The 26574-nt window shown below is 64.3% G+C and carries 22 protein-coding genes and 2 tRNA genes; 9 read left to right on the top strand and 15 right to left on the bottom strand.

What is annotated here, in order from left to right; genetic code table 11:
• The first annotated feature begins 24 nt into the window (after positions 1 to 24).
• The 3 genes from M3O59_RS02495 to M3O59_RS02485 are packed head-to-tail and all read left to right on the top strand — an operon-like array spanning position 25 to position 4961.
• A complete protein-coding gene (locus M3O59_RS02495) occupies positions 25 to 651 on the top strand; it encodes a DUF4126 domain-containing protein (RefSeq protein ID WP_064629847.1) in 627 nt (208 codons plus the stop codon).
• 38 nt (positions 652 to 689) lie between these two features.
• Positions 690 to 2651, top strand: coding sequence for an EAL domain-containing protein (locus tag M3O59_RS02490; protein WP_147308568.1), 1962 nt, complete (start codon positions 690 to 692; stop codon positions 2649 to 2651).
• Between the two features lie 39 nt (positions 2652 to 2690).
• On the top strand, positions 2691 to 4961 hold the full coding sequence (locus tag M3O59_RS02485) for an ATP-binding protein (RefSeq protein ID WP_147308569.1): 2271 nt from the start codon (positions 2691 to 2693) through the stop codon (positions 4959 to 4961).
• Positions 4962 to 5283: 322 nt separating this feature from the next.
• On the opposite strand, the gene bfr is transcribed toward M3O59_RS02485, so the two are convergent.
• From bfr to M3O59_RS02470, 3 genes are all read right to left on the bottom strand, one after another.
• Positions 5284 to 5754, bottom strand: a complete 471-nt coding sequence (bfr, locus tag M3O59_RS02480) for a bacterioferritin (RefSeq protein WP_064629844.1) — start codon at positions 5752 to 5754, stop codon at positions 5284 to 5286.
• 417 nt (positions 5755 to 6171) lie between these two features.
• Complete coding sequence (locus M3O59_RS02475; RefSeq protein WP_116906706.1) at positions 6172 to 6381, bottom strand: (2Fe-2S)-binding protein; 210 nt, start codon at positions 6379 to 6381, stop codon at positions 6172 to 6174.
• A gap of 80 nt (positions 6382 to 6461) precedes the next feature.
• Complete coding sequence (locus tag M3O59_RS02470; protein WP_064629840.1) at positions 6462 to 7079, bottom strand: RNA pyrophosphohydrolase; 618 nt, start codon at positions 7077 to 7079, stop codon at positions 6462 to 6464.
• Positions 7080 to 7197: 118 nt separating this feature from the next.
• Here M3O59_RS02470 and M3O59_RS02465 point away from each other — a divergent pair.
• Both M3O59_RS02465 and M3O59_RS02460 read left to right on the top strand, forming a co-directional pair.
• Positions 7198 to 7274, top strand: a tRNA-Met gene (locus tag M3O59_RS02465).
• A gap of 53 nt (positions 7275 to 7327) precedes the next feature.
• A tRNA-Gln gene (locus M3O59_RS02460) sits at positions 7328 to 7401 on the top strand.
• Between the two features lie 579 nt (positions 7402 to 7980).
• On the opposite strand, the gene rpsI is transcribed toward M3O59_RS02460, so the two are convergent.
• Positions 7981 to 8373, bottom strand: coding sequence for a 30S ribosomal protein S9 (gene rpsI / locus M3O59_RS02455; RefSeq protein WP_016902423.1), 393 nt, complete (start codon positions 8371 to 8373; stop codon positions 7981 to 7983).
• A 2-nt stretch (positions 8374 to 8375) separates the two neighbouring features.
• Positions 8376 to 8804, bottom strand: coding sequence for a 50S ribosomal protein L13 (gene rplM, locus M3O59_RS02450; RefSeq protein WP_116906707.1), 429 nt, complete (start codon positions 8802 to 8804; stop codon positions 8376 to 8378).
• 182 nt (positions 8805 to 8986) lie between these two features.
• On the opposite strand from rplM, the gene coq7 reads away from it, so the two are divergent.
• The gene (coq7, locus tag M3O59_RS02445) at positions 8987 to 9640 is read left to right on the top strand and encodes a 2-polyprenyl-3-methyl-6-methoxy-1,4-benzoquinone monooxygenase (RefSeq protein ID WP_116906708.1); all 654 of its coding nucleotides are present in this window, start codon (positions 8987 to 8989) and stop codon (positions 9638 to 9640) included.
• A 248-nt stretch (positions 9641 to 9888) separates the two neighbouring features.
• Here the strand turns inward: coq7 and M3O59_RS02440 are convergent, their stop codons facing one another.
• The gene (locus M3O59_RS02440) at positions 9889 to 10203 is read right to left on the bottom strand and encodes a DMT family transporter (RefSeq protein WP_003483069.1); all 315 of its coding nucleotides are present in this window, start codon (positions 10201 to 10203) and stop codon (positions 9889 to 9891) included.
• Between the two features lie 161 nt (positions 10204 to 10364).
• Positions 10365 to 11159: an adenosylmethionine decarboxylase gene (gene speD, locus M3O59_RS02435; RefSeq protein ID WP_010368069.1), complete on the bottom strand. Its 795-nt coding sequence runs from the start codon at positions 11157 to 11159 to the stop codon at positions 10365 to 10367.
• 137 nt (positions 11160 to 11296) lie between these two features.
• On the opposite strand from speD, the gene crp reads away from it, so the two are divergent.
• On the top strand, positions 11297 to 11989 hold the full coding sequence (gene crp / locus M3O59_RS02430) for a cAMP-activated global transcriptional regulator CRP (protein ID WP_010368067.1): 693 nt from the start codon (positions 11297 to 11299) through the stop codon (positions 11987 to 11989).
• 317 nt (positions 11990 to 12306) lie between these two features.
• Here crp and M3O59_RS02425 read toward each other — a convergent pair whose 3' ends face one another.
• From M3O59_RS02425 to M3O59_RS02390, 8 genes are all read right to left on the bottom strand, one after another.
• On the bottom strand, positions 12307 to 13023 hold the full coding sequence (locus M3O59_RS02425; RefSeq protein ID WP_064629836.1) for a haloacid dehalogenase-like hydrolase: 717 nt from the start codon (positions 13021 to 13023) through the stop codon (positions 12307 to 12309).
• Positions 13016 to 13891, bottom strand: a complete 876-nt coding sequence (trpC, locus tag M3O59_RS02420) for an indole-3-glycerol phosphate synthase TrpC (RefSeq protein ID WP_181920654.1) — start codon at positions 13889 to 13891, stop codon at positions 13016 to 13018. The genes M3O59_RS02425 and trpC overlap by 8 nt, the downstream gene beginning before the upstream one ends.
• A 61-nt stretch (positions 13892 to 13952) precedes the next feature.
• The gene (gene trpD, locus M3O59_RS02415) at positions 13953 to 14990 is read right to left on the bottom strand and encodes an anthranilate phosphoribosyltransferase (RefSeq protein WP_116906709.1); all 1038 of its coding nucleotides are present in this window, start codon (positions 14988 to 14990) and stop codon (positions 13953 to 13955) included.
• Positions 14991 to 15112: 122 nt separating this feature from the next.
• Positions 15113 to 15745, bottom strand: a complete 633-nt coding sequence (locus M3O59_RS02410; RefSeq protein WP_116906710.1) for a flavin reductase family protein — start codon at positions 15743 to 15745, stop codon at positions 15113 to 15115.
• A 202-nt stretch (positions 15746 to 15947) separates the two neighbouring features.
• The gene (locus tag M3O59_RS02405) at positions 15948 to 16526 is read right to left on the bottom strand and encodes an anthranilate synthase component II (protein ID WP_116906711.1); all 579 of its coding nucleotides are present in this window, start codon (positions 16524 to 16526) and stop codon (positions 15948 to 15950) included.
• Between the two features lie 627 nt (positions 16527 to 17153).
• A protein-coding gene (locus tag M3O59_RS02400; RefSeq protein ID WP_373418991.1) for an IS3 family transposase occupies positions 17154 to 18256 on the bottom strand; the annotation gives its coding sequence in 2 pieces (ribosomal slippage) (positions 17154 to 18007 and positions 18007 to 18256; 1104 coding nt in all).
• 95 nt (positions 18257 to 18351) lie between these two features.
• A complete protein-coding gene (locus tag M3O59_RS02395) occupies positions 18352 to 19140 on the bottom strand; it encodes a DUF1868 domain-containing protein (RefSeq protein ID WP_116906326.1) in 789 nt (262 codons plus the stop codon).
• A gap of 10 nt (positions 19141 to 19150) precedes the next feature.
• Positions 19151 to 21814 carry a TonB-dependent receptor gene (locus M3O59_RS02390; RefSeq protein WP_373418990.1) on the bottom strand — a complete coding sequence of 888 codons (2664 nt, stop codon included), beginning with the start codon at positions 21812 to 21814 and terminating at the stop codon, positions 19151 to 19153.
• Positions 21815 to 21920: 106 nt separating this feature from the next.
• Here M3O59_RS02390 and M3O59_RS02385 point away from each other — a divergent pair, with 106 nt between their 5' ends.
• Positions 21921 to 23078, top strand: a complete 1158-nt coding sequence (locus tag M3O59_RS02385) for an ROK family protein (protein ID WP_116906327.1) — start codon at positions 21921 to 21923, stop codon at positions 23076 to 23078.
• A 132-nt stretch (positions 23079 to 23210) separates the two neighbouring features.
• Entirely contained in the window at positions 23211 to 25361 is a 2151-nt protein-coding gene (gene avrBs2 / locus M3O59_RS02380) for a type III secretion system effector avirulence protein AvrBs2 (protein ID WP_116906328.1), read from the top strand.
• Positions 25362 to 26574 lie beyond the last annotated feature (1213 nt).

The following is a 26574-nucleotide window of genomic DNA, read 5'->3' as shown; positions in this document are numbered from 1 at the left end:
CAATTGTTTGCAGGGAACCACGCCATGAGCGAAGCGCATCTGTTCGTGATCGGCATCCTGCTGGCCTGGCTGGCCGGCATCCGGGTTTATCTCACCGTGTTCGGCGTCGGCCTGGCCGGCCTGCTCGGCTGGATCGACTTGCCGCCGGCCCTGCATCCGACGCAGTCGGTGTGGGTATTGGGCACCTCGGGCGCGCTGGCGGTGGCTGAGTTCTTCGCCGACAAGATTCCAGGCGTGGACTCGGGCTGGGACCTGCTGCAGACGCTGGCCCGTGTGCCGGCCGGCGCATTCCTGGCCGCGGCCACGCTTTCCCCCGATGGCGACCTTGGCGCGGGCGCCCTGGCGGCCGGCGCCGGAGTGGCGCTGACCAGCCACACACTCAAGGCAGGTACACGCGCACTGCTCAACACCTCGCCCGAGCCGGCAAGCAACTGGATCGCCTCACTGGCCGAAGACACCATCGCCACCACGGCATTGGCGCTGGCGTTGGCGCACCCATGGCTGGCACTGAGTGTTGCGGTGGGCTCCAGCGTGCTGGCCGCGCTGGTGGTGTGGTGGATCTGGCGATTGCTGTGGCGGGGCATGCACCGGCTGGTCGCGCCGATGCGCACAGCCACCACGCCCGCTGCACGCCGCTCCCCGCTATCGTGAAGTTCATCGCATAATCACCGCGACTGCAGGGAGTATCGATGGCCGCCCGAGATCCGGTTCCTTCCACCACACGTGACGACACCGCCACGCGTAATCGCCCACTGCGCGCCGAGACCCCGCCGGCCGACCAATGGCGTCGCTGGGCCGATGAAGCGGCGGTGGCAGCCGACGATGCGGCGCCGGTGAGCGCGGCGATCATTCCTGCGCCTGCTGTTGCCAGCCGGGCAGCAACCGTAGCGCCGCTGCGCGCGGTGGCCGCCAGCGGCAGCGTGCACCCGACATCGGCGCCTACCGCGCTGCCGCCGTCGGCAGCGCCGGCGCTGCCCCGCAATGGCGACGACAACGTCGCGGCCGATGCGCCGTATCGCGTGCTCATTGTCGAAGACGATCGCTCGCAGGCCTTGTTCGCGCAGAGCGTGCTGCACGGCGCCGGCATGCATGCGCAGGTCGAAATGACTGCCGCCAGCGTGCCGCAGGCGATCCAGGACTACCACCCGGATCTGATCCTGATGGATCTGCACATGCCAGAGCTGGACGGCATCCGCCTGACCACGCTGATCCGTCAGCAGCCCGGCCAGCAGCTGCTGCCGATCGTGTTCCTGACCGGCGACCCGGACCCGGAGCGTCAGTTCGAAGTGCTCGACAGCGGCGCCGACGATTTCCTCACCAAACCGATCCGCCCGCGCCATCTGATCGCCGCGGTATCCAACCGTATCCGCCGCGCGCGCCAACAGGCGCTGCAGCACGCCGGTGAACAGGTCAGCGTGCGCAGCAACCCGGAAACCGGCCTGCCGACGCGTGGTCACGTGATGGAGTTGCTTGCCGATGCGCTGGAGCGCAAGCAGTCCGGCGGCCTGTTCTTCATCGAGATCGCCAGCGCGCTCGGCCTGCGCGAACGCTATGGCTACGCCGCCTACGAACGCCTGATGACCCAGGCCGGGCACCGCCTGGCCAGTGCCGCCCAGCCCTATCCGCTGGCGCGGTTGAACGACAACAGCTTCCTGTTGCTGGCCGTGGACATGCCCGAAGCCAGCCTGGAACAGCAGGCGCTGGAGATCCGCCAGCGGCTGTCTGCCAACGCCTTCCCGGTGCGCGAAGAAGAATCCGTGCATGTGCGCTGCGCCATCGGCGTGGCACCGCTGGGGCTGGGCTTCGACGACACCGGCAGCGCGCTGGAAGCGGTCGAACGCACCGCCCTGCAGGCACGCCTGCGCAGCGATGGCGTGCAGACCTATCTCGCACCCAGCCAGGCCGAACAGCAGGAACAGCTACGGCTGGTCGAAGGCCAGCTTGAACTGGCCTATCAACCGATCGTGGCCGTGGCCGGCGGCGACACCGCGCAATACCAGGTGCTGCTGCGGCTGCGCCAGGCCGACGGCACGCTGCTGTCGGCCGGCCAGGTGATTCCTGCCGCCGAAGCGGCCGGGCGCATCGCCGATCTGGACCAGCAGGTCATGGACCACGCGCTGGGCCTGCTGCACCTGTACCAGCACGCCAGCCCGCCGCTGCGCCTGTTCGTCTCGCAATCGCCGCGCACGCTGGCGCGCGATGCATTTGCGGACTGGCTGCTCAAGGCGCTGGTCGAACGTGGCGTGGCCGGGCAATCGCTCATTGTCGACCTGCGCCTGGACGATGCATTGATCCACGCTGTCACTGTGCAGCAGTTCTGCGCCAAGTTGATGCCGGCCGGCGTGCAGTTCTGCCTCAGCCAGTTCGAACCCGGCGACGAAGCCAACGCGCTGCTGAGCCAGTTGCCGCTGAGCTTCGTACGCATGGCCAACCGGTTCGCCGATGCGCATGGCAATGCCGCGGTGCGCGACCAATTGCGCGGCGTCATCGACATCGCCCACCAGCGCGGCCTGCTGATCATCGGCCAACGCATCGAAGATCCGCAGGCAGCGGCCGCGATGTGGATGAGCGGTGTGGACTTCATCCAGGGCAACCTGGTGCAGACGGTCGGCAAGGAACTGGACTTCGACTTCACGAACGCGGTGCTCTGAGTGACGGCGCAGGCAGGAGGCTTTCGCGCGTGGAGCATCGTGGCAACCCTGGCCGCCCTGGCGGCCGCACTGGGCGCAGGCTTGCAGTGGTCTGCGCTGCAGGGCCCGTGGCGCGCGGTCACCGCGGTGTCGGCAACGCTGGCGGTGGTGTGTGGGCTGTGCGCTGCGTTTGCCGCCTACAGGGCCGCACGTGCGCAGCAAACGTTGGCGCAGCATCTGGAAGAGGCCGAGCTGGCCCGTGAACGCCTGCAGCAGGAACTGCAGCGCCACGGCGAACTGGAACAGGAACTGCTGCGCGCCAAGCAGGCCGCCGAGGCCGCCACGCTGGCCAAGGGCGAGTTTCTGGCCACCATGAGCCATGAAATCCGCACCCCGCTCAACGGCATCATTCCGATGCTGGAGCTGATCTCCAGCGGTCAGCTCAGCCTGGATCAGCGCGACATGCTGCAAACCGCCACCGGCAGTTCGTTGCAGTTGCTGCGCATCGTCGACGACATCCTCGATTACTCCAAGCTCGAAGCCAACAAGCTCGAACTGGAGATCACTACCTTCAACCTGCGCGAACTGCTCGACGGCGTCGTGCAGCTGCTGCAACGCACCGCCGAAGGCCGCCAGTTGCGGCTCAGCCTGGATATCGAACCGTCGGTGCGCCTGCTGGTGCGCGGCGACCCGATCCGCCTGCGCCAGGTCCTGGGCAACCTGATTGGCAACGCCATCAAGTTCACCGAACACGGCGGCGTCGACATCCAGCTGCGCCGCCTGGGCGAAACCCGCGCCCAGCATCTGTTGCGCTTCCAGATCCGCGACACCGGCATCGGCATCGCACCGGACCAGCAGGCGCGCCTGTTCCGCTCCTTTGCACAAGCCGACGCCTCCACCACACGCCTGTACGGCGGTACCGGGTTGGGGCTGGCGATCTGCAAACGCATCATCGACCTGATGGGCGGCCGCATCGGGGTGGAATCCGAGCCCGGACGCGGCGCCACGTTCTGGTTCGAAATCCCGCTGCTCAAGGTCATCGGCGACCTGCAGCAGGCCTCCGGCGCCGACGCGGCGCGGGTGATGGTGATCAGCTCCGATGCGCGCCTGTCACAACGCCTCAAGCGCCTGCTCGACAGCTGGGGCATATCGCATGTGCTGATGGAAACCACCCAAGAAGCGCTCGAACGCGTGCGCCGCAACACCGACACCGAAAGCTTCCGCTGCGTCATCGCCGACCACGACACCTTGCGCTATAGCGCGCGCGCCGTGCACCGCGCGCTCGCCCGCCCGCATGATGCCAACGGCGCGCGGCTGATCTGGCTATACGGCGAAGAACCGGTACCGGCCGAACTGCAGGACCACACCACCCTGGTGCCGCGCCAGAGCCCGGACGAAACCTTGCGCGCCCTGGTGCTGCCGCCCGACCCCAAGCCAGCGCACGCCGCCACGCTGGCCGCGGCGATGATCCCCGAGCCGTTGCCGCCGCCGATGGCCAACGCGCGCGAGGTGCGCATCCTGCTGGTCGAAGACAACCCGGTGAACCTGCTGGTCGCGCAGAAGCTGCTGGCCGTGCTCGGCTTCGAGGCCGACACCGCCACCGACGGCGAAGCCGCGCTGAGCAGCATGGAATCCACCCGCTACGACATGGTCTTCATGGATTGCCAGATGCCGGTCCTGGATGGCTACGCCGCCACCCGGCGCTGGCGCGCCATGGAGACAGAAAGCGGCGGCCGCCCGGTACCGATCGTGGCGATGACCGCCAACGCCATGGCCGGCGACCGCGAACGCTGCCTGGCCGCGGGCATGGACGACTATCTGTCCAAACCGGTCGCGCGCGAACAGCTCGATGCCTGCCTGCAACGCTGGCTGCCGCGTCAGCCGCTGCTGCCCGGTCCAAGCCCTGCCGGCCAGCCCCCCCACGACCCGGAAAGCGCCAGCGCCGCCGCGCAGGCACGCGCACTGCCGATCCTGGACAACAGCGTCATCGACGAGCTCTACGAAGTGGCCGGCGCGGACACCATCACCATCCTGCAGCTGTTCCTGGAAGACGCCCCGCTTCTCATCGAACAACTGGAAGCGGCCGCAGCCAATCGCGACAGCATGCAACTGCGCGATCTGTCCCACACGCTCAAGTCTTCCAGCGCCAACGTCGGCGCGCAGGCCGTGTCCAACGCAGCCCGGCGCATCGAACTGGCCGCCCGCACCGGCACCATCGAACGCCCCTCGGTCATGGTCGCCCTGGTCATCGCCGAATACGCCCGCGCCCGCCTGGCCCTGCTAGGCCAGGTCGCCCGCCTGCAGGCCATCACCAGCACGACGAGCCAGTAGTCCTGCCAGCGTCATCGAAGCGACAGCAACAACCGTGCGTCGGCCATTCGCGCACTCAACAAACTGCGCTCGCATCGAATCGAAGCATTGCTCAACACCCGCCTTCGGACCGCCTCTCCAACTGCGGCAAAACGCTTAAGCCCCTCTCCTGCGGGAGAGGGGTTGGGGTGAGGGTACGGGCGAAGCCACGCGTCCTCACTCGCCAAACAAGGCGCCCGAAGAGGCAAACTACCAGCGCCCAGCAACCAGCGCGCCCAACCGACCTGCCGCAACACGCGCAGCAACACCCACAGCCAGACAATCACCGCGACCAAACGCGCTTTCAGTCGTCAAGCTTGGTCAGCAGGTAATTCGGCTCGCCGATACGGGCCACCAGATCCAGCTGGGTTTCCAGCCAGTCGATGTGTTCTTCTTCCGATTCCAGGATGTCCACCAGCAACTGACGGCTCACGTAGTCCTTGACGGTCTCCGCATACGCCACTGCATCGCGCAGCACGACAACCGCCTCGCGCTCCAGGGTCAGATCGCAGCGGAACATCTCGGTCGGGTTCTCACCGATGCGCAGCTTGCCCAGCGCCTGAAAATTGGGCAACCCTTCGAGAAACAGGATGCGGTCGGACAGCTTGTCCGCATGCTTCATTTCGTCGATGGATTCCTTGTACTCATGCTCGGCCAATTCCTTCAGGCCCCAGTTCTTCAGCATCTTGGCGTGCAGGAAGTACTGGTTGATCGCAGTGAGTTCGTTGTAGAGCACCTTGTTGAGGTACTCGATGACTTTGGTATCGCCCTTCATGCGATGTCTCCGAGACAGTGAGCCGGCCGCACTCTAACGCGTTGGCGCGGCGCATGAAGGAACGCGAATCGTGATCAGTTGCGGGACGCTTCCGGCCCCGCTCCAGGGCGGCGCTGCTGGTCAGCGCATGGATGCTGGTCTGCGCATGACGGCTGGTCTGCGCATGACGGCTGGGGAATCGAGTTGACGGATCGAGTGCGACGTCAGCTGGAACTACGCATTACCGGCACCGACCACCTGACGCCGCTCAGGCCGTCAGGAGCGGAAGCCGTAACGCACCGTTTGCACAATGCATAGACGACGCATCGTCGCGAGCCATCAGCATCGCAGGGCAGACGCCAGCACGTCTGCCTTCAGTGCCTGAACCGGTACTCCAGCAGACCAGGCACGCAGCCCACAGAGCCAACGACCTCAGGCTCAGGCAGCGCTGGCCAGGCCCAGCATGGGCAGCGGCAACGCGCAGGTGGCATGCGCCTGGCGCAACAAGTCGCCGGCCATGTCCAGGCACGAGCCGCAATTGGACCCGCAGCCGGTGCGCATGGTCAGTTCGGCAAGACTGGCGCAGCCGTTCTCGGCCGCTTCGCGGATCTGGTGGTCGGTGACCCCATTACAGATGCAGACGTACACGGTATCGGTCGGGTGTTGGCGATCCGGAAAGGACCGGGACTGATTGCACCGCAAACGAGAATAGGTGTCAATTCCAAACGTTAATCATTATTAATCCGCGCCGGGCGAGCCCCGCTGCGCTTGCGTAGACGCTTGCGTGGGCTGTCGTGTCCTGCCGCGCTACTCCCCGGCAACCAGGCTTCCAGCGCACGCTCGGGCATCGCACCCACCGCTGCCGGGCCGGCCAGGTTTTGCGCCAGGGGCGCCAGATGACGCAACGCCCGCGCATAGACGCCACGCTTGAACATCACCACATGCTCGACCGGGTACCAGAAATCCACCCAGCGCCAATGATCGAACTCCGGGGTATCGGTATGGTCGAGCTTGAGGTGGGATTCGTCGCCGGTGAACTGCAGCAGGAACCAGACCTGCTTCTGCCCGATGCATACCTGGCGCTCGTTGCGGCGCACCGCGCGGCTGGGCAGGCGATAGCGTAGCCACCCAGGCGTGGCACCGAGCAATTCCACATGCTCGGGCAACAACCCGGTTTCTTCGCGCAACTCGCGGTACATGGCTTCGACGGGTGTCTCATCGGTGTTCATGCCACCTTGCGGGAACTGCCAGCCGTCCCTGCGCACACGTCGTGCCCAGAACACCTGACCGTCCTGCCGCATCAGCACGATGCCGACGTTTGGCCGGAAACCGTCCGGATCGATCACGATGCGGACTCCTGAAAATCTACTGTCAACGACTCTGCCACGGCGACGCCCGGCTCACAAGCTGAAAACGAAATGCTTGACAACAGCGCAATGCATCGTGAGAATTGCCGGCTCCCTAGGCTATGTAGCTCAGCCGGTTAGAGCACAGCACTCATAATGCTGGGGTCGGTGGTTCGAGTCCACCCATAGCCACCAAGGTATTCACGCCCTCACCGGCATGCGATAATCTTGGATCAACACGTTTTTATTGCCCCGTCGCCAAGCGGTAAGGCACCTGACTCTGACTCAGGCATCGGTGGTTCGAATCCATCCGGGGCAGCCAAACACGAAAGGCCCGATCGAAAGATCGGGCCTTTTTTGTTGCCCGGCGTTTCGACAGCGATGCAGCGACCAACCGCATGACGCGCACTTCGGCCGAATGAGGGCACAACAGTCCGTCACCAATAGTTGCGATCGCAGCGCAGACAGCGCATGGGCCCAGCTTCTACACCCCTCCCCAGGCATGGCGCAGGCAGCATTGCCCTCGACATGCGCGACACGACCCCAACCGCTGCCGCACCGCAATGAAACGCCGAACTCCCCCAGCAACATCCAGCTGACGAATGCAGATGCACTACTGGTGCCGCATGCCGCCAGCCAGGCATTAATGACATTTCGACTTCGGTTTCGACTCTGACCTAGGCTCCGTCTCTGGTTTCGCCTGCGAGCTGATTTAGCAAGACAGCGGAAACAGGCGCCGCGTACGCACGCAGCTAGAGGCGCATCGCGCGCCCTCCCTCACGAAGAACATCAGCACGCCTTGCAGCAAACAGACGTCAAACCTCAAAACGACAAAAGCCCGGCATGACCGGGCTTTTGAAGCAGGCGCCCCGGCGGACCGGGACGCAGCAAACGCGATGGATCAGCGCTTGGAGAACTGGGTCGCGCGACGGGCCTTGTGCAGACCGACCTTCTTACGCTCGACTTCGCGTGCGTCACGGGTCATGAAGCCAGCCTTGCGCAGCTCGGACTTCAGGGTTTCGTCGTACTCGACCAGTGCACGGGCGATGCCCAGACGGATCGCACCGGCCTGACCGGTGGTGCCGCCGCCGGAGGCGGTGACCAGGATGTCGAAGCTTTCGGTGTTCTTGGTGAGTTCCAGCGGCTGACGCACGATCATGCGCGCAGTTTCACGACCAAAGAACTCGTCCAGCGGACGGTCGTTTACAGTGATGTTGCCGGTACCCTTGCGCAGGAACACGCGAGCGGTGGAGGACTTGCGGCGGCCAGTGCCGTAGTTTTGCGTGATAGCCATGATTAGATATCCAGAACTTGCGGCTGCTGGGCGGCGTGCGGATGCTCGGCACCCGAATAGACCTTGAGCTTGCGGTACATGGTGCGGCCCAGGGGGCCCTTCGGCAGCATGCCCTTGACGGCGATTTCGATCACGCGCTCCGGGTGGCGCTGCAGCGCCTGCTCCAAGCTCTCGGTCTTCAGGTTACCGATGTAGCCGGTGAAGCGGTGATACTTCTTGTCTTTCAGCTTGTTGCCCGTGACGACGATCTTGTCGGCATTGATCACCACGAGGTAATCGCCGGTATCGACGTGAGGGGTATAAACCGGCTTGTGCTTGCCGCGCAGGCGGCGGGCCAGTTCGGTGGACAGACGGCCGAGCGTCTTGCCGGCGGCGTCAACGAGATACCAGTCGCGCTGAACGGTCTCGGACTTGGCGGTGAACGTAGTCATGAGAAAACTCTTGAGTGGTCGGGCGGATTGCAGTGGCCGAAGACCACTGGAACTTTGCCACGCGTTGTGAAGGCGAAACATAAGAGGCGGGATTGTACGGGACGCCCGGCGTCGGCGCAAGTTGCAGCCGCCGCCGAGCCACGGCGGTTGGCAGCGCGGTCGAGCGGGGCCAGAATCGACGCATGACCCAGACCTCCCCTTCCCGACTGCATAGCCCGCTCGACCGGCTGCTGGTCGAAGCCCAGCGCGCGCTGGACACGGTGTTCGGTAATCCGCCGGCCGAACGCCCCAATCCCGCTGCCGAGACACCCGATGTCGCACTGGACCCGCAGCAACGTCGCCACGCCGCCGGCCTGATGCGCATCAACCATGTCGGCGAGGTCTGCGCGCAAGGCCTGTATTTCGGCCAGGCCGCGGTTGCCCGCGACGCGCATACCCAGCACCACCTGCTGGAAGCCGCGCAGGAAGAGACCGACCACCTGTCCTGGTGCGCCGATCGCCTGCACGAGCTGGACAGCCGCCCCAGCCTGTTCAACCCGCTCTGGTATGCCGGCAGCTACGCACTCGGCGCGCTGGCCGGGCTACGCGGCGATGACTGGAGCCTGGGCTTCGTGGTCGAAACCGAGCGCCAGGTCGAAGCCCATCTGGACGAGCATCTGGAGACCTTGCCAGCGGTCGACCAGCGCAGCCGCGCCATCCTGCGCGTGATGAAGATCGACGAAGCCCGCCATGCCGACCAGGCCGAACAAGCCGGCGCCCGTCCCCTCCCGGCCCCGATCCCCAGCGCGATGGCCCTGGCCTCGAAGCTGATGAAGACAGTCGCCTACCGGCTCTAGTCGGGAATCGAGAGTCGGGAACGCGACACCCCAACTGGAGCAAAGCCCCCTTTGTTAAGGGGGCGCGCCAAAGGCGTGGGGATAGGCAGCTACTGAGTTGGGGCCCAAAGGTTTGCGAAGCAAACTTTGGGGCTGCGCCCGCGCTGCGGGTGCGGCCACGGCCGAAGGCGTGGGGATAGGAAGCCAACGAGTCGGGGCCCAAGGTTTGCGAAGCGAACGTTGGGGGCGGGCCCGCGAAGTGGGACCGACTACCCGACCAGCTTCAACCCGATCACACCAGCCACGATCAGACCGATGCACGCCAGTCGCGACCACGATGCGCTGTCGCCAAACAGCGCGATGCCGGCAATGGTCACGCCCAGGGCGCCGATGCCGGTCCAGATTGCATAGCCGGTGCCGACCGGAATGGTCTTCAGCGCCTGCGTCAGAAACCACAGGCTGATACCGGCCAGACCGATGGTCAGCACGGTGGGCCACAGCCGGGTGAAGCCGTCGCTGTATTTCAGTCCCATGGCAAAGCCGATCTCGAACAGGCCGGCCAGCAACAGATAGATCCAGGGCATCGCAGTACTCCTCACAAAAAACGGTCAAAAAAAAAGCGACCCAGTGTCTGCACACTGGGCCGCCGTCGGCTGTGGAACGCGAGGTCATCGCGTGGCGGGCCGTCCCGCCTTGAGTCGTTGACGCACCTTCGAACAGGCGCGCAACCGGTCGTTCTTGACAATTACTCGCTCAGGTTACGCCCGTGGAACAGCTCTTCGATCTCGCGCTTGAGCAGCGTTTCGATCTTCATGCGCTCCTTGAACGAGAGGTTTTTGGCACGCTCTTCGAACAGGTACTGGTCCAGGTCGAAGTCCTTCAGGTGCATCTTCGTGTGGAAGATATTTTCCTGATAGACATTGACGTCGATCATCTCGTAGCGCGACTTCACGTTCTTGGCGAGGAAGTGCTGGATCGAGTTGATCTTGTGGTCGATGTAGTGCTTCTTGCCCTTCACATCGCGGGTAAAGCCACGGACACGGTAGTCCATGATCACGATGTCCGATTCCAGCGTCTCGATCAGATAGTTCAGCGCCTTCAGCGGCGAAATCACGCCGCACGTGGCGACGTCGATATCGGCGCGGAAGGTCGCGATGCCTTCCTGCGGATGCGTCTCCGGGTATGTGTGCACAGTGATATGGCTCTTGTCCATATGAGCTACCACGGCGTCGGAGATGAGCTCCTTGCCGGCCTGCTTCTTGTCGATCACCGGCTCTTCGGAAATCAGGATCGTCACCGATGCACCCTGCGGATCGTAGTCCTGACGTGCGATATTGAGGATGTTGGCGCCAATGATCTCGGCCACATCGGTCAGGATCTGCGTCAGACGATCGGCGTCGTACTGCTCATCGATATACTCGATGTAGCGCTGACGCTCTTCTTCGGTACGCGCATAACAGACGTCGTAGATGTTGAAGCTCAGCGCCTTGGTGAGGTTGTTGAACCCCTGTAGCCTCAGGCGAGGCAACGGCTTGACCACGTCGGTCTGTCCTTATGGAAATCGGGAAAGGAGTCAATTATGAGCCAAAGGTCCCAGCAACGAAATGCCGATGTTGAGAATGGTTTACCTTGCATGACTCATGCCGTTAAGCTTCAGGGATCACACGCGGAACTACCATGAGCCCAGGAAACACGACGGTTGTCACCACGACGGTACGTAACGCTACCCCCTCACTGGCGCTAGACGCGGGCACTATCGAGCGTTTTCTGGCGCACAGCCACCGCAGGCGCTATCCGACCCGAACCGATGTGTTCCGGCCCGGAGACCCGGCCGGTACCCTCTACTACGTGATCAGTGGCTCGGTGAGCATCATCGCCGAGGAAGATGACGACCGTGAGTTGGTGCTGGGCTACTTCGGTAGCGGGGAATTCGTCGGCGAGATGGGGTTGTTCATCGAATCCGATACCCGCGAGGTGATCTTGCGCACCCGCACCCAGTGCGAGCTTGCCGAGATCAGCTACGAGCGGCTGCAGCAGCTGTTCCAGACCAGCCTGTCGCCGGACGCGCCGAAGATTCTGTACGCGATCGGCGTTCAGCTTTCAAAACGGTTGCTCGACACCACAAGGAAAGCCAGCCGCCTGGCCTTCCTGGACGTGACCGACCGCATCGTGCGCACGCTGCACGACCTGTCCAAGGAACCGGAAGCGATGAGCCATCCGCAGGGCACCCAGCTGCGCGTGTCGCGCCAGGAACTGGCACGCCTGGTCGGCTGCTCGCGCGAAATGGCCGGGCGCGTGCTCAAGAAGCTGCAGGCCGACGGCCTGCTGCATGCACGCGGCAAGACGGTCGTGCTGTACGGCACACGCTGACGGCACTGTGCAGCCAGTGCCCTGTGCACTGGCTGCAGGCCGAGCCGGGCAACGATTTGATCCAATTGCGATGCGGCTGAGTTCGGCGCAGGTGCAAGCCGGCAGTAACGCACTGCGCGAAACCTCTCATAAGCGTGCGTTCGAGCGGTCACGCCGCACGCTACGCACCGCGACTGCGTCACGGTCCTGATGATTCGTCGATTCCGTGACCACACCACACCCATGCTGGTTGGCGTGCCAAACGGCGCACGTTGGGCCAGACCGCGCATCAGTATCGTCGCGCGTAACCGAATGGGGCTTGGATGGGTGTGCTTGTCTTACAGCGCCTTGCCGCCGCGGTCGCGACAGCCCCAGTTGAGGATCGGCGTGCCTGCGGGCAGCACCTGCCGAAACAACGCTTCGCGATTGGCCTTGGGATTGACCACCACCGGCGCGCGCGCGGCCTTCAACAGCGGCAGGTCTGCGGTGCTGTCCGAATAGGCGATGGCGATGTCGGCATAGCCGCGCTCGCGCAACATGCGCATCTTCTCTTCGTTATGGCAGTGACGCCGGGCGGTGACCGCGCCCAGGCGCGGGCCGACCAGGCTGCCGATCACCGGCACATCCTGATGTGCGACGAATCCGAGAATTGCGCGCGCCAACTCCGGCGGTGCGCCGGTGGCGACCACCACACGGTCGCCGGCGGCGCGGTGTTCGGTGAAGACCTTCAAGGCATGCGGCAACAGGCGCTGGCGGATCTGCGCTTCATGCTTGAGCACGTATGCGTCGATGAAACGGTTGAACTCGCGCGTGCGGTGCAGCCCGAAGGTGGCGATCCACACATAGCCGGACACGCCACGCCGCCGGGTCGGCAGCAGTGCCACCATGGGACCAAGGACAGGTGAGACCAGCAGCGCAACCAGCAGGCGCAACGGGTTGCGCTTGATCAACCAGGCAAACAGATGGCTGCCGGAATCACCATCGTACAAGGTGTGGTCGAAATCGAAGACCACCAGCGGTGCGTCTTCGCGCGGTGCGGGATACGACTCAGTCATGCGCGAAGAATAGCTGACGCAGCGACTCGCCGGGTTCGGGCGCGCGCATGAAGGTTTCGCCAACCAGAAACGCGTTCACACCCTGGCCGCGCATCAGCTGCACATCGGCATGGGTGACGATGCCGCTTTCGGTGACCAGAATCCGGTCGCGCGGCACCGCGGCACGCATGTCCAGCGTGGTCCGCAGGGTGACTTCGAAGGTGCGCAGGTTGCGGTTGTTGATGCCGATCAATGGCACCGGCACCTGCACCGCACGCTCGAGTTCGTCGATGTCGTGCACTTCCACCAGCACGTCCAGGCCCAGCTGCATGGCCAGGCCGGACAGATCGACCAGCTGCACATCGTCCAGCGCCGAGACGATCAACAGGATGCAGTCGGCACCGAGCACGCGCGCTTCGTAGACCTGATACGGGTCGACGGTGAAATCCTTGCGCAGCACCGGCAGCGTGCAGGCCTCGCGCGCCTGGCGCAGATAGGCGTCCGCGCCCTGGAAGAAATCCACGTCGGTGAGCACCGACAGGCAGGTAGCGCCACCGAATTCGTAGCTGACCGCGATATCGGCCGGACGGAAGTCGGGCCGGATCACGCCCTTGGACGGGCTGGCCTTCTTCACTTCGGCAATCACGGCCGGGTCGCCGGCGGCGATGCTGGCCTGCATGGCGGCGGCGAAACCGCGCGTGAGCGGCAGATCCGCGCTGCGCGCGATCAACTCGGCCAGCGGCACGCGCGCGCTGCGCTCGGCGACTTCGTCGGCCTTGCGGGCAAGTATGGTGTTGAGGATGTCGCTCATCGTATCGGGTCCTGGCGGGCGGGCATTATCGGTCAAGACGGCCGCACCGGAGCGCGGCTGCACGCCAGCGCACAGCATGCCAGCGTGACTGTGAGGATGCCGGCGGGCGATTGCCGCCGCGTGCGGCAGCCGGCATCGCTCAGGGCTGCAGGGCGAGTTGGCGGGTGCAGGCCACGTAGGCGTCCAGCCGCGCAAGCGCAGAGCCATCGGCGAGCACCGCACGTGCGCGCACCACGCCATCGGCAATGCTCTCGGCCACACCGGCCACGTACAGCGCGGCACCTGCGTTGAGCGCCACGATGTCCAGGGCGGGGCCGGGCACGTTGTCCAGCACCTGCAACAACATCGTGCGCGATTGCGCAGCATCGGCCACCTTGAGGTTGCGGCTGGCCGACATGGCGATGCCGAAATCTTCCGGATGCACTTCGTATTCGCGCACCTGGCCGTCGCGCAATTCGCCCACCAGGGTGCCGGCGCCCAGCGAGAGCTCGTCCATGCCGTCGCGCCCCCACACCACCAGCGCACGTTCGGCGCCGAGCTCCTGCAGCACGCGTGCCTGGATACCGACCAGATCCGGGTGGAACACGCCCATCAGGATGTTCGGCGAGCCGGCCGGGTTGGTCAGCGGGCCGAGAATGTTGAAGATGGTGCGCACGCCCATTTCGCGACGTACCGGCGCCACCACCTTCATGGCCGGGTGATGCACCGGTGCATACATGAAGCCGATACCGGTCTGCGCCAACGCGCTGGCAACCTGCTCGGGCTGCAGCTCGATCACTGCGCCCAATGCTTCCAGCGCGTCGGCGCTGCCGGACTTGGACGAGACGCTGCGATTGCCGTGCTTGGCCACCTTGGCACCGCCAGCTGCGGCGACGAACATGGCGCAGGTGGAAATATTGAAGGTGTGCGAGCCATCGCCGCCGGTGCCGACGATGTCGACCATGTGCTGGCGATCACTTACCTCCACGCGGCGCGAAAATTCGCGCATCACCATGGCGGCACCGGCGATTTCGCCGATGGTTTCCTTCTTGACCCGCAGCCCGGTGAGGATGGCCGCGACCATCATGTCGGAGACCTCGCCGCGCATGATCTGCCGCATCAACTCGACCATTTCGTCGTGGAAGATTTCGCGGTGTTCGATGGTGCGCTGCAGGGCTTGTTGCGGAGTGATGGGCATGGGAACGACCGTGGCAGAACGTGATGGGTGGATACGCAGGCGGCTTGCGCCGCGCTCGCTCGGTGTGGGAAAGCGCGCTGTCTAAGCGTTGCGACAAGGCGAAGCGTCTGCATCTGCGGCGATCATTGGCCTGGACGCCGCATGCGAAAGCGCGCCTGCGGCTGCACTTCGTAATAATCGGCCGGCCCGCCTGCGCGCAGAATCGTCTGCACTGCGGCCGGGTCGTAGATGCCCTCGTGCAGCGCCGATTTGGCCAGATGCACGCCAACGACCTCGCCCAGCACCAACCAGGTCTCGATGGCGTGACTGCTTGCACTGTGCAGCTGCAGCAGTTGGCTCAAGCGACACTCGAAACTGACCGGGCTTGCCGCGACCCGTGGCACATCGATCAAACGCGATGGCGCCATCTGCAGACCGGCAAGATCGAATTCGTCGACATCGGATGGCACCACCGCCGCGCTGGCGTTCATGGCTTCGGCCAGCGGACGGGTGGCCAGATTCCAGGTGAATTCGCCAGTGGCCTCGATATTGCGCAGGCTGTCCTTACGGCCGATGCTGGCAAAGCCGACGATCGGCGGGGTGTAGTTGAAAGCGTTGAAAAAGCTGTAGGGCGCCAGATTGGCGATGCCCTCGGCGCTGCGCGAACCGATCCAGCCGATCGGGCGCGGGCCCACGATGGCATTGAACGGGTCGTGTGGCAGTCCGTGGCCTCGCGCTGGCTCATAGAAGTGCATGCTGTCGTCGGACGTGTTCATTGGGAAGCAATCTCGGTTAACTACGAAGCGCACAGGCCTTGCTGGGCGAAAAAAACGCTGGCTGCATGCCTCGGCGCCGCCGTCCGCGATCGGCTGCGTATCGTCTCGTAGGCAGCCGTGCTGGCACAGCCCGGCCACGCGGGTGCGTGGATGCCGATGCAAGCTGCGCCGCTGACGGCAACGTGCATGGCGGCCATCGCGATCAACGCTGCAGAAAGTTTTTCAGCAGCGCATGCCCGTGCTGGGTCAGGATCGACTCGGGATGGAACTGCACGCCTTCCACCGGAAACTGGCGATGGCGCAAGCCCATGATCTCTTCCACCGAGCCGTCCGGATTTTCGGTCCAGGCGGTGACTTCCAGCGCATCCGGCAAGGTGGTCTTGTCCACCACCAGCGAGTGATAGCGCGTGGCCTCGTAGCTGTCCGGCAGGCCGGCGAACACGCCCTTGCCCTCGTGGCGAATCGGCGAGGTCTTGCCGTGCATGATGTTGCCGGCACGGATCACGTCGCCGCCATACACCTGGCCGATGCTCTGATGGCCCAGACACACGCCCAGGATCGGCGTGGTCTGCCCCAGCTGTTCAATCAGCTGCAGCGAGATACCGGCCTCGTTCGGCGTGCACGGACCAGGCGAGATCACGATGCGCTCGGGCTTGAGCGCGGCGACCTGATCGACGCTCATCGCATCGTTGCGCACCACCGTGACCTCGGCCCCCAGCGCCTGCAGGTACTGCACCAAGTTGTAGGTGAAGCTGTCGTAGTTATCGAGCATGAGCAACATATCAGGCCTATCTATTTGTTTTTAAAAGGGGACAAAGCCCGAAATCACTCATCAATACCCGCTGCGATACCCACTAACTAGTTTGATACCCAAGCTGCTGGGGAGCGAGCAACACTGCACATATCTTCGCACGGGCTCGCTCGAGCTTCCGGGTCTCTGTACAGCTGCAAGCCTACGAGCCGTACAAGCCGGTCGACGCCACTCGACATGAAGTACGGCTGCGCAAGTCCAAAGCCATCTGTCAGCGCCGGGGCCTTGATGTTCGCCCCACGCTACGCCTGAGCTGCGTCCGGCCGAAGCCTTGAACCACTGCGTGAAGAGCATGGAAGCAGAGGCATGACTAAGTCCGCGAAGTCCTCGTCCAAGACCCCTGGACTGCCCACTTGGCATGGCCAGCACTGGAGCCCTGAGAACTTGGAGAACTACTTGACGGCATCAGGCGCGGCATGGATCTGGACCAGCTTGCCTGTAGCCACCAGCGGTCACGCTCAAGCATCGTGCGGCGCAGCCCGCCTTCTTCCTGAGCAGATGCGCCCGGCAACGCGACGCATTCGTTTGCCGTCTTAGCCCAGTACATACTGCAACAGTAGAAGAGTCAGCCCCCCCCGTCCTGAGTAGCGGCCGGGTCTAGAGTCCGGGGTTGATGATATCGGTGTTGGCCAGCTGTTGGGCATACGCGGACGGGGTCATGCCGCCAATTGCTTTCTTGGGTCGCTCCTCGTTGTATTCGCGTCGCCAGCGCTCGATCTCGGTGCGTGCGTGCAGCAGTGTCGGGAACCAGTGTTCGTTGAGGCATTCGTCGCGCAGCCGGCCGTTGAACGATTCGACATAGGCGTTCTGATTCGGCTTGCCGGGTTGGATCAGCCGCAGCTGCACCCCATGCGCATGCGCCCAAGCGACCATCGCCTTGCCGCAGAACTCCTTGCCGTTGTCGGTGCGGATCACCTTTGGCAAGCCGCGGCGGATGGCCAGCCGCTCCAGCACACGCGTCACGCCATGGCCGGAGATTGCACGCTCCACCTTGATGGCGACCGCCTCATGTGTGGCGTCGTCCACGATCACCAAGCACTTGATCGCCCGGCCGTCGGCGGTGCGGTCGAACACAAAGTCCATCGACCATACCTGGTTGGCCTGCAATGGACGCAGCAGCGGCTGACGCTCGCCCACTGGCACTTTCTTGCGCTTGCGGCGGCGGACTTGCAGCTGCTGCTCGCGGTACAAGCGCTCCACACGCTTGTAGTTCACCAGGCGCCCTTCCTGGCGCAGCTTGAGATAGATCATCCCCACGCCGTAGCGCTTGTGGCGATGCGCCAGTTCCACGATGCGCTCGCGTAGCGCAACGTTGCGGTCCTCGCGCGGGCAATAGCGCAGCGCACTGGCGCTCATGCCGATCGCGGCCAACGCGCAACGCTCGCTGGCCCCTCGCCCGATCCACTCGCGCACCAGCGCACGACGCGCCGGTGCGCTCACCATTTTTTTTGCAGTGCCTCCTTGATCAGATCGTTCTGGAACACCTGCTCGGCGAGCAGCTTCTTCAGGCGCGTGTTCTCTGCCTCCAGGTCCTTGAGTCGCTTGGCATCGGGCACGCTCATCCCGCCAAACTTGCTGCGCCACAGGTAGTAGGAGGCCTCGCTGAAGCCATGGCGCCGGCACAGGTCCTTGATCGCCACGCCGCTTTCGGCCTCACGCAGAAAGCCGATGACCTGCTCGTCAGTAAAACGCTTCTTCACGTCCAATCTCCTTCGGGTAGGGAATTGGACTCCAAACTGCGGCGCTACTCAAAATCGGGGGGACGTCGCCAATTTCTCACTCTCAAACCTCCACTTCACACCTCGCGCAATGTCCGAAACGCATCCATATCGGCAAACGTACAAAAATGAAAACGCGGAATCGTGATAGGCCCCGAAGCGGCGAGTCGCTTGAGCCAGTGGCCGACTGCAGCACGGTAGTCAGCCTGCTCTGCAGGATCGAGCGTCTCGCACAGGTAGGCCAACGAGATATGAAACTGGAAGTTGGTGTAGTCCGGGCGCTGCAGCCGGGTCAGTGTCATCAATGCGTGGCGCGCTGTTTCCAACCGTTGTGCGGTCGGCGCGTTCGCAGGTTTCAGCGGGATGAGCAGATTGTCGTTGGCGCCAGTCTTTGCCGTTGCTGGATTGACCACAAAGCTGCATGCACCCAGCGGCGCAGCACTGCGTTGCGCCAGCCGCGATAAAAACGCAGCATTGATCTCGCTCAGTGCGACATCGCGGGCCATATCAGTTGGCCATGGCCCATGCGCGCGGTCGCTCTCGTTGACCCCGCCCAGCAAGGTCACGTGATAGCTGCTTGGCGGCAGTAGCGCGAACTTGCTGGCGAAGCGGTGCTCGGGCAATTCGCGATAGATGTCCAGCACGCGGTCGAAGCTGTCGTAGCCGTCGCCCTGCTGTTCGAGATGGCCAACGAACGTGTTGCCGGCAAACGGCATCGGCCGCCTGGAGTGCAGGAACTTGCGGCCCACATCCGGCGGTGGCGGTGTCTCGGCCAGCGTGGGCAGGGCGGTGGCCAACACCGCGGTACCTGCAACAGCGGCCAGCAGCTGGCGGCGGCTGAAGGGGGTATCCAGACATGACGACATGCACAGCTCCTCAGAGTTTGACGTTGACGCCGAGCATCACGGTGGGGGCCATCTTCCAGGCCGACTGCACGTATTCCTGATTGCGGCCGATGTGGTACTGGTAGCCCTGTCCAGCCAGGTTGAGCACGTCCAGACTCACGGCCACCGCTGGCGACACGTCCCAGGCCAGTTTCAGATCGATGCGGTCCAGCGGTTGCTGGTAGCGGTTGCGATAGAACTCCTGCTGGCTGCTGTAGTTGGGGTAGCGGTCGTCCCACAGTTCGCCGGTGCGGCTCCACGCCAGCGAGCTGCGCAGCGGCCCACGGGCATAGTTCAGGGTCAGGTTCCATAACTGCTTGGGCTGCTGCGGCAACACCGAGAGCGTGGTGCGCGAGCCATCGCCGAGCACCACCGGGTAGTCCACGTCCAGGAAGGTGACATTGGCGCCGACTGACAGCCCGGCAAGCGCGGGCAGCCACGGGCCCAGTTCCTTGATTGCGCCGAGTTCGGCACCGCGCATGCGCACCGGGCGGTCGGTGTTGCGCGGCTGGGTGACCAGCACCTGCTCGCCATTGATGGTCTGCAGCTGGCCGTAACGGAAAATCTCATCGTCGATGGTCTTGTGGAACAGCGCGATCGACAGCAGGCTGCCGCCATCGTCGAAGATCCAGTCGTGGCCAAGGTCCAGATTCTGCGAGCGGCGCGGCTGCAGATCCGGGTTGCCCTGGTTCAGCGTAGGCGGGGTGCTGCCCAGCGTGAGCACGCCGCCGTTCAATGCCATCTGGTCCAGGCGCGGTCGCCCGATCGAGCGGGACACTCCAAAGCGCAACGTGCCGTTGGCGCTGGTCTGCACCTGGCCGGCCAGCGACGGCAGCCAGTTGCGGTAGGTGCGCTGCGCGCTGACCGGGGTCGAGGTGGTTCCGCTCAGTTGCTGGCCGCTGCTGCCAAAGCGTGTCTGCTCCAGGCGCACGCCGCCGGCCAACCGCCAGCGCTCGCCACGCCACTGCGCCTGGGCAAAGCCGGCGCGTACCTGCTCATCCACGTCGTAAGTGCCGCTGTTCTGCGCGGTGGTGTCCAGGACCCCGCGCGCCTGGCCGGCAACGGCGTCCCAACGTGCGTCGGCCAGTGCCGGGTCGATGGTCAGCATCGGCATGTTGCAGCCCAGGGCGCAGGTCGGGTTGCCCAGCACATCGTCCAGCGCATACGGCAACCCGCTCCAGGTAGTGCGCTGGAACGCGGTCTGCATGTGCGTGCGCACCTGGCGCATGCCCAAGGCCAGGCCCAGCCCCTGGCTGTCTTCGTCCATGTTGCGACGTAGCTCCAGTTGCAGGTCGCTCACCCGTTCGGCGTAGGTCGTGCGTTCCTGCTGGTGGTTGAGGTTGGCGTAGCGGGTCGGGTCGTCGGCCAGCGCCGGGTTCAGAGGCGTGAATGTCGGCAGGGTGCCGCTCCAATCGAAGCCGTAGGCCAGGCGGTTCTGCTGGAAGCGGTCCCAGGTCTGCGGGTTGTCCACCGTGGCGCGCGAGGTGCTTGCCCGCAGGGCGCCGCGCCACTGCGCGGGCAGCTCGGCCAGCAGCTCGCCGTTGATGCCGGACAGCCCGCGCTTCCAGCGCAGTTGCCCCAACTCGACGAGTTGGTTGAGGTTGTCCAGCGTGCCGCTTTGCGGGCCGCTGCGGGTCAGGCGCGCGCTGTTCTGCACCTGGGCGGCCTGGGTATCGCGGTCGGAGGCTTCGCGCTGGCGGAACGTGTAGCCGGACACATGGCCGCTGAGCGGGCCGTCCGGCTGCCAATCCACGCGCATGGTCAGGCCGCGGCGTTCGCGGGTGTTGTCGTAGTTGTACCAGCGCCGTTCGCTGGGCACCGCCGCGCCGACGCCGCCATAGGCCAGCGGCGCGCGCGTGCCGTCGGCGTTGTACCAGTTCAGGGCGCCGCCGTTTTCCTGCTGCGGCACCGATATCTCCCGGCGCCAGAGGCTGGCCGCACCCAGGAATGCAAACTCACCGTCACGCCCGAAGCGCTTGCCCCATTTCAGCTCGCCTTCGCCCACCGGCGTGCGGCCACCATAGCGGCTCCCCATCAGGTTGGCGCCGCCCTTGGCCGAGGCGGTCAGCAGGCCATCGGGGCGGGCAAAGCCGGTCGCGGTGACCAGATTGGTGACGCCACCGATCGCGCCGCCATCGTTTTCCGGCAGCAGCGACTTCACCACGTCGATGCGGTCGACGAAGTTGGCCGGCAGCACATCCATCAGTGTCTGTCGGCTGCCGATGTCGTTGCTGGCAAACGCAAAGCCGTCGATCAGCATGCTGTTGTAGTTGCCGTTGAGGCCGCGCACCGTCACGTAGCGTGGTTCGCCCTGGTACTCGACAGTGCTCACGCCAGTGACCCGGCGCAGCGCATCGCCCACGTTGAAGTCCGGCAATTGCCCGATGCTGTCGGCGGCGACCGAATCCACGATGGTGGGCGCGGCCTGCTTGGTGGCGATGGCACGCGTGTTCTGCGACTGGAAGGAGGTGCGGACCTGCACGGCATCCAGGGTCTGCGCCGAGGCATCGGCCGGCGCCTCGGTGGCCTGCGCCGGCGCGTGCATCCAGCACAGCAAGGCCATGCCCAGCGCGAATGACAATGTGCGACGCTGCGGAACGCTGGCCAGACCGGGCACAGACAGATGGGCAGTGGGAGAGGCATGTAACAGGCGCATGGCACGATCCGCGATGTCGGGCGGCCCCAACGTGGTAGCCGCAGGCGGATTAAATTAGTTTGCTTAATTTAAGCTTGTGTGACAACAACCGTCCTTTGCCCCTCCTATGTCTTCCTTCTTCGCCCAAGCAGCCATTCGTTCGCACTACCGCCGTCGCAGCGACGGGCAGGCCGCCGGTTCCAGCGAGCGTGCGTTGCTGGATCTGATCCGTAGCGCCGGCCAGGTGGAGCGTGCCGATCTGCCGCGCGCCAGCGGGCTCAGTGTTCCCGGCACCAAGGGCATCATCGACCCGCTGGTCGCACACGGCCTGCTCCAGCTCGGCCCGTCGGTGCGGCGTGGTCGCGGCCAACCGAGTGTGCAGCTGAGTCTGGTTCCCGGTTACGCGTTCAGCGTGGGGGTCTCATTGATGGTCGATGGCATCGCGGTGGTGCTGATCGACTTCGCCGGGCAGGTGTGCGGCATGCGCCAGCTCACGGCGTTCCCGCTGACGCTGGATCTGGTCGCAGCGCGGTTGCCGGAGCTGGTGGATCAGTTGCTGCAGGCAGCCGGTGTAGACCGGCAGCAGCTGTTCGGGGTGGGCGTCAGCATGACCGGCCCACGCATCGGCGACGGCACGCGGGTCAATCCGCCGCTCTCGCTGGCCGCCGAATGGATGCAGGTCGAGCTAGACCGGTTCATCTCCGAACGTCTGCAGTTGCCGGTATGGATGGACAACGACGCCCATTGCGCCGCGTTGGCCGAAGCCTTGTATGGGGTCGGCCGCCAATGGCCGGATCTGGTCTATCTGTCGATCGCCGACGGGTTCGCCGCTGGCGTGATCGCCGCCGGCAGCGTGCAGCGCGGCGCGCACGGCAATGTCGGCGAACTGGGGCGCATCTCGGCCATGACCGGCAGTGCGCGGCCGACGCTGGAAAGCCTGCGCCAGGCGCTGGTCGCCGATGGCCATGTGCTGCCGGACCTGCACACTATGCTACAGCACTACGATGCGGCATGGCCGCAGATCGACGCCTGGCTGGATGTGGTGCAACCCACCGTGACGCTGGCGGTCGCAGCGATCATCGCGTTGATCGACCCGCGCGTCATCGTCTTCGGCGCGCGCTTGCCGACCGATCTTGCGCAGCGGCTGATCGCCCGTATCGCCTTCGAGCCCGCGCCACGGCGCGGCGTTGCATCGCCGTATCCGGCGTTACTGGTCGGGCAGGTGCAGGCACATGCCACGGTGCTGGGCGCGGCCTTGCTGCCGTTCAAGGAAGCGCTGTTTTAGCGCAGGCGCCGGGCCACATGATGCGGTGTGCCTAGGGCATCGTTTCGCATCGCAGCGGCATACTTCGCCTCGGTTGCGAATTGTCATATGGCACGCGCTTTACTGGTCGCCCGCAGTGCTCTTGAGGTCGTCATGCGTCTTGCTCCTTTGCAACCAGCCTCCACGCACACCACCGCGCTGGCAACACCAACGCACACCAGTGCAATCACCCCGATGGAGGTGCCGCACGTACCAGGCGGCGACCCGCCCTTGCGTGCACGGCCTCGTCGCCAGGGTGCCGTCGCACCACCGCTGGTGCCATTGAACGACAGCGCGATGACCGGCAAGCAGGCGTTGGTGGCGCTGGACGGCGAGTTTTCGGAGCAGCGGCTGGCTGAAGTGCAGGCAAGGCAGATCACGGTGCAAGCGCTGCAAAGCAAGCTGGCCACCCACCTCGCGCAAGCCGGTATCGCGCCCGAGAAGGACAGCATTGCAGCAAAGTTTGCAGCTGGAGAGCTGCAGCCGGTGTATCTGGATAGAGCCGCGTTCAACGCCCTGGCCAAGGCGCTACCCGAGTGCGCCAGTGCAGCGGCAGGCACGGTGCTGGTCGATACGCAGCAAGGCCGCATCATTTTCGATCTGCAGCGCGCATTTGCGTCTGGCGACACCTTCAGCGATGCAGCGCGTACCGCATTGCGCAAGGTGCTGGATCTACGCGGTCATGGGCTGGCAACGCCGGACTGGCTGCAGCCCGCCACACCCACGCAGCCGCGTCGTAAGTTGCAGCACGCCGCGCGCTATCACGGCCGCGAGGTGCCGGCGCGCGATGGCGGCGCAGCGTTTTTCAAGGCCAACGACCATCATCTGGTAGCCGGCAAGGACGCGCTGCTGCGCAAGCACCGCAAGGAGCTGATCCACGAAAACTATTTCCAGGCGCCCAGCACGCGCGCGCTGGGCAAGGACGTGATGGTGCACCGGGGGTTGTTCGACAACCACGCCGGCATTCCGGAAAACTCGCTTGCCGCCATCGATCGCGCCTACGCAAAGGGGTATCGCAATCTGGAGTTGGATGTCGAAGTCAGTGCAGATGGCGTGCCGGTATTGATGCACGACTTCAGTATCGGCCGCATGACCGACGACCCGCAGAACAGATTGGTCTCGCAGGTGCCGTTTGCCCAGCTGCGCGATATGCCGCTTGTGATCCGCAACCCGGCCGATGGCAACTTTATCAAGACTGATCAGACCATTGCCGCCGTGGAACAGGCGCTTGAGCTCGCGTTGCAAAAGCCGGAGGCGATGTCGGTGGCGCTGGATTGCAAGGAAGACACTGGCGAGGCGGTGGCGATGCTGCTAATGCGCCGGCCGGACCTGCGCCAGGGATCAGCGATCAAGCTATACGCCAAGTACTACACGGGCGGCTTCGATCAGTTTGTGTCCAATCTGTACAAGCACTATCAGATCAATCCGCTGCACTCCCAGGATGCGCCCCGCCGTGCTGCACTCCACCGGCTGTTGGCCAAGATCAATGTGGTACCGGTCTTCAGTCAGGGCATGCTGGCCGACCCGCAGCTGCGCGATTTTTTCCCGGGCAAGGACGATAGCCCCGAGGGGCTGGCCGAGACCGCAGTGCAATGGTTAGAAAGCTGGAACAAGATGCGCCCGGTCATCGTGGAGGCGGTGGCCACCGATCAGAAAAGCGCCGCGGGCAAGGCCATGGAACTGACACGCACACACTTGCGTCAGCCGGACTCGGCTTACGCGCAGGCGGCGTTTTCGTCCGGTTACCGGTATGAGGATTTCTCCCTGCCGCGCGCCAATCACGACAAGGACTATTACGTCTGGCGCAACTTCGGCGAGATACAAAAGCTCAGCGGCGAAGCCTTTGGGGTTCAGCGCACCACCGCCGGTGCCTTTCGCGAGGCCGGCGAAAGCCTGTTGACCGACCAGCCCGAGGAAGAACTGCTCGCGCTGCTGGAAAACCGCACGCTGGCGCGTGGCCATACCGGCATGGAATTGGACCTGCCGCCAGATACTCCAATCGATACCGCGCGCGATGCGGCGATCGTAGAGCAGCGCACCCGCGAATTCCGCGCGGCATCGAAGCCGGTCGACCCGGACCTGGTGGCGGCAGTGCGCGAAGGCCGCGTCCTGGACCATAGCGCAGAACTCCAGCAGGATCCTGCGGCACGGCGCGCGGTGGATGCTCGCGCCGAATCGCTGGGAAGACTGGACGAGCAGTACCGCGGAGCACCGTTGACCCACTATCTCAACGCGCAGGCCGAACAGATCGAACCAGAGTATTGAGGCTGGTCAAGCGCTGCTGCGCTAGGCGCGTTACCGACATGCCGCCCCACTTCCGGTCTGGGCGCTACACCCAAAGACGCAGATCACAGGAGCGTCTTTCGACCACGACAACCACTGTCACCGCGTTCGAGCGCTCGCCCGATAGCAAGGAGCTGGCGCGTGACATCTGTGCGTGTTAGGCACTGGAAGAAAGGTGGGCCAACCTAAGGAGGTGCGCCCGCTACTGTGCCGTACGATCAGGGAGCCGGCGCACATTGCCATCCAGCAGCTCGACCATATCCCCAACTTCGAGCATGCTGCCGCACGACGACGACGACGCCCGTGCCCGTGTCATTGCCTGGATGCAGGATCGGATGTGGGAGCCCCCTAAGAACGGACCGTTGGCCTAGAGTAGGGAGCAATAATTTAGAACATTCGAATAAGAGCGGGAAGGCCGTTGGATGATATCCCTAGCACACGCAAGCTGTCGGATCGGGGAAATGCAATAAGCCTTGTCCAGCGTAGCGCGAGCAGTCTGAGATCCGTGCTGAGCGCGGCTCAATAGATGGATTCGCTTTTTCTTCTGTCCGCTTTCGTGGCGGAGAAACATCACTCACTGCTCTCACTTGTACGGTGATGAATTCTATTGCTCGTTGCGTTGACCCAAAGCAGGCCACAGGCATGCCCTGCTCGCGCAGCGTCAGCCATGAAGCGTTCACTGCTTGCGCTGTGCCCTTATCCCAACCATGCCGCATCTTCACGGTAATCGCTGCTGCGAGCACGAGGGTATGGTCGGGTAGGCAAGACGCAACCAACGGCAGACACACTCCATCGCTACACGGAATCTCCTATTCCGTTAAGGAATGATCATTTCGCAATTGAAGCGCCCCGAATCTCCGGCTTGATGGCATTTTCGAGTCACTGACGACGACGCATGCCTCACAAGGTGGCCATGAATGCGAAGGCCCGCCTGAGCACTTCGATTGCACGCAAAGAATTTCACACTGTGTTTACCCGAACCGCTGATGGCGGCACGCAAGACGGTGTCTGCGTGCCGCACGTCGACCGTGGTCCCACGTTGATCGAGGCATAGGCTCTGCCACCAGCGATCCGTGCGCTGCAATCGCGGCTGGCACTGCTATGCGTCCATTGAATGATGTGCCGGCCGTCAACGCCACACATCAACAGCCCCGCAAGCCCAGGCGGCGGAACGCCGCCATTTCTCCCACAGCGA

The organism is Xanthomonas nasturtii, from assembly GCF_023337365.3.
Lineage (GTDB): Bacteria > Pseudomonadota > Gammaproteobacteria > Xanthomonadales > Xanthomonadaceae > Xanthomonas > Xanthomonas nasturtii.
The sequence above is the reverse complement of the archived record's forward strand: the minus strand, read 5'-3'. Positions and strand labels throughout refer to the sequence as shown.

Coding starts and splice junctions, on each gene's coding strand:
- M3O59_RS02385 (WP_116906327.1), top strand. CDS start 21,921: ATGTCTTCCTTCTTCGCCCAAGCAGCCATTCGTTCGCACTACCGCCGT.
- M3O59_RS02440 (WP_003483069.1), bottom strand. CDS start 10,203: ATGCCCTGGATCTATCTGTTGCTGGCCGGCCTGTTCGAGATCGGCTTT.
- coq7 (WP_116906708.1), top strand. CDS start 8,987: ATGACCCAGACCTCCCCTTCCCGACTGCATAGCCCGCTCGACCGGCTG.
- rplM (WP_116906707.1), bottom strand. CDS start 8,804: ATGACTACGTTCACCGCCAAGTCCGAGACCGTTCAGCGCGACTGGTAT.
- M3O59_RS02425 (WP_064629836.1), bottom strand. CDS start 13,023: ATGACTGAGTCGTATCCCGCACCGCGCGAAGACGCACCGCTGGTGGTC.
- M3O59_RS02405 (WP_116906711.1), bottom strand. CDS start 16,526: ATGTTGCTCATGCTCGATAACTACGACAGCTTCACCTACAACTTGGTG.
- bfr (WP_064629844.1), bottom strand. CDS start 5,754: ATGAAGGGCGATACCAAAGTCATCGAGTACCTCAACAAGGTGCTCTAC.
- avrBs2 (WP_116906328.1), top strand. CDS start 23,211: ATGCGTCTTGCTCCTTTGCAACCAGCCTCCACGCACACCACCGCGCTG.
- trpD (WP_116906709.1), bottom strand. CDS start 14,990: ATGCCCATCACTCCGCAACAAGCCCTGCAGCGCACCATCGAACACCGC.
- M3O59_RS02390 (WP_373418990.1), bottom strand. CDS start 21,814: ATGCGCCTGTTACATGCCTCTCCCACTGCCCATCTGTCTGTGCCCGGT.
- M3O59_RS02395 (WP_116906326.1), bottom strand. CDS start 19,140: ATGTCGTCATGTCTGGATACCCCCTTCAGCCGCCGCCAGCTGCTGGCC.
- M3O59_RS02410 (WP_116906710.1), bottom strand. CDS start 15,745: ATGAACACGTCCGACGACAGCATGCACTTCTATGAGCCAGCGCGAGGC.
- trpC (WP_181920654.1), bottom strand. CDS start 13,891: ATGCTGTGCGCTGGCGTGCAGCCGCGCTCCGGTGCGGCCGTCTTGACC.
- M3O59_RS02490 (WP_147308568.1), top strand. CDS start 690: ATGGCCGCCCGAGATCCGGTTCCTTCCACCACACGTGACGACACCGCC.
- crp (WP_010368067.1), top strand. CDS start 11,297: ATGAGCCCAGGAAACACGACGGTTGTCACCACGACGGTACGTAACGCT.
- rpsI (WP_016902423.1), bottom strand. CDS start 8,373: ATGGCTATCACGCAAAACTACGGCACTGGCCGCCGCAAGTCCTCCACC.
- M3O59_RS02495 (WP_064629847.1), top strand. CDS start 25: ATGAGCGAAGCGCATCTGTTCGTGATCGGCATCCTGCTGGCCTGGCTG.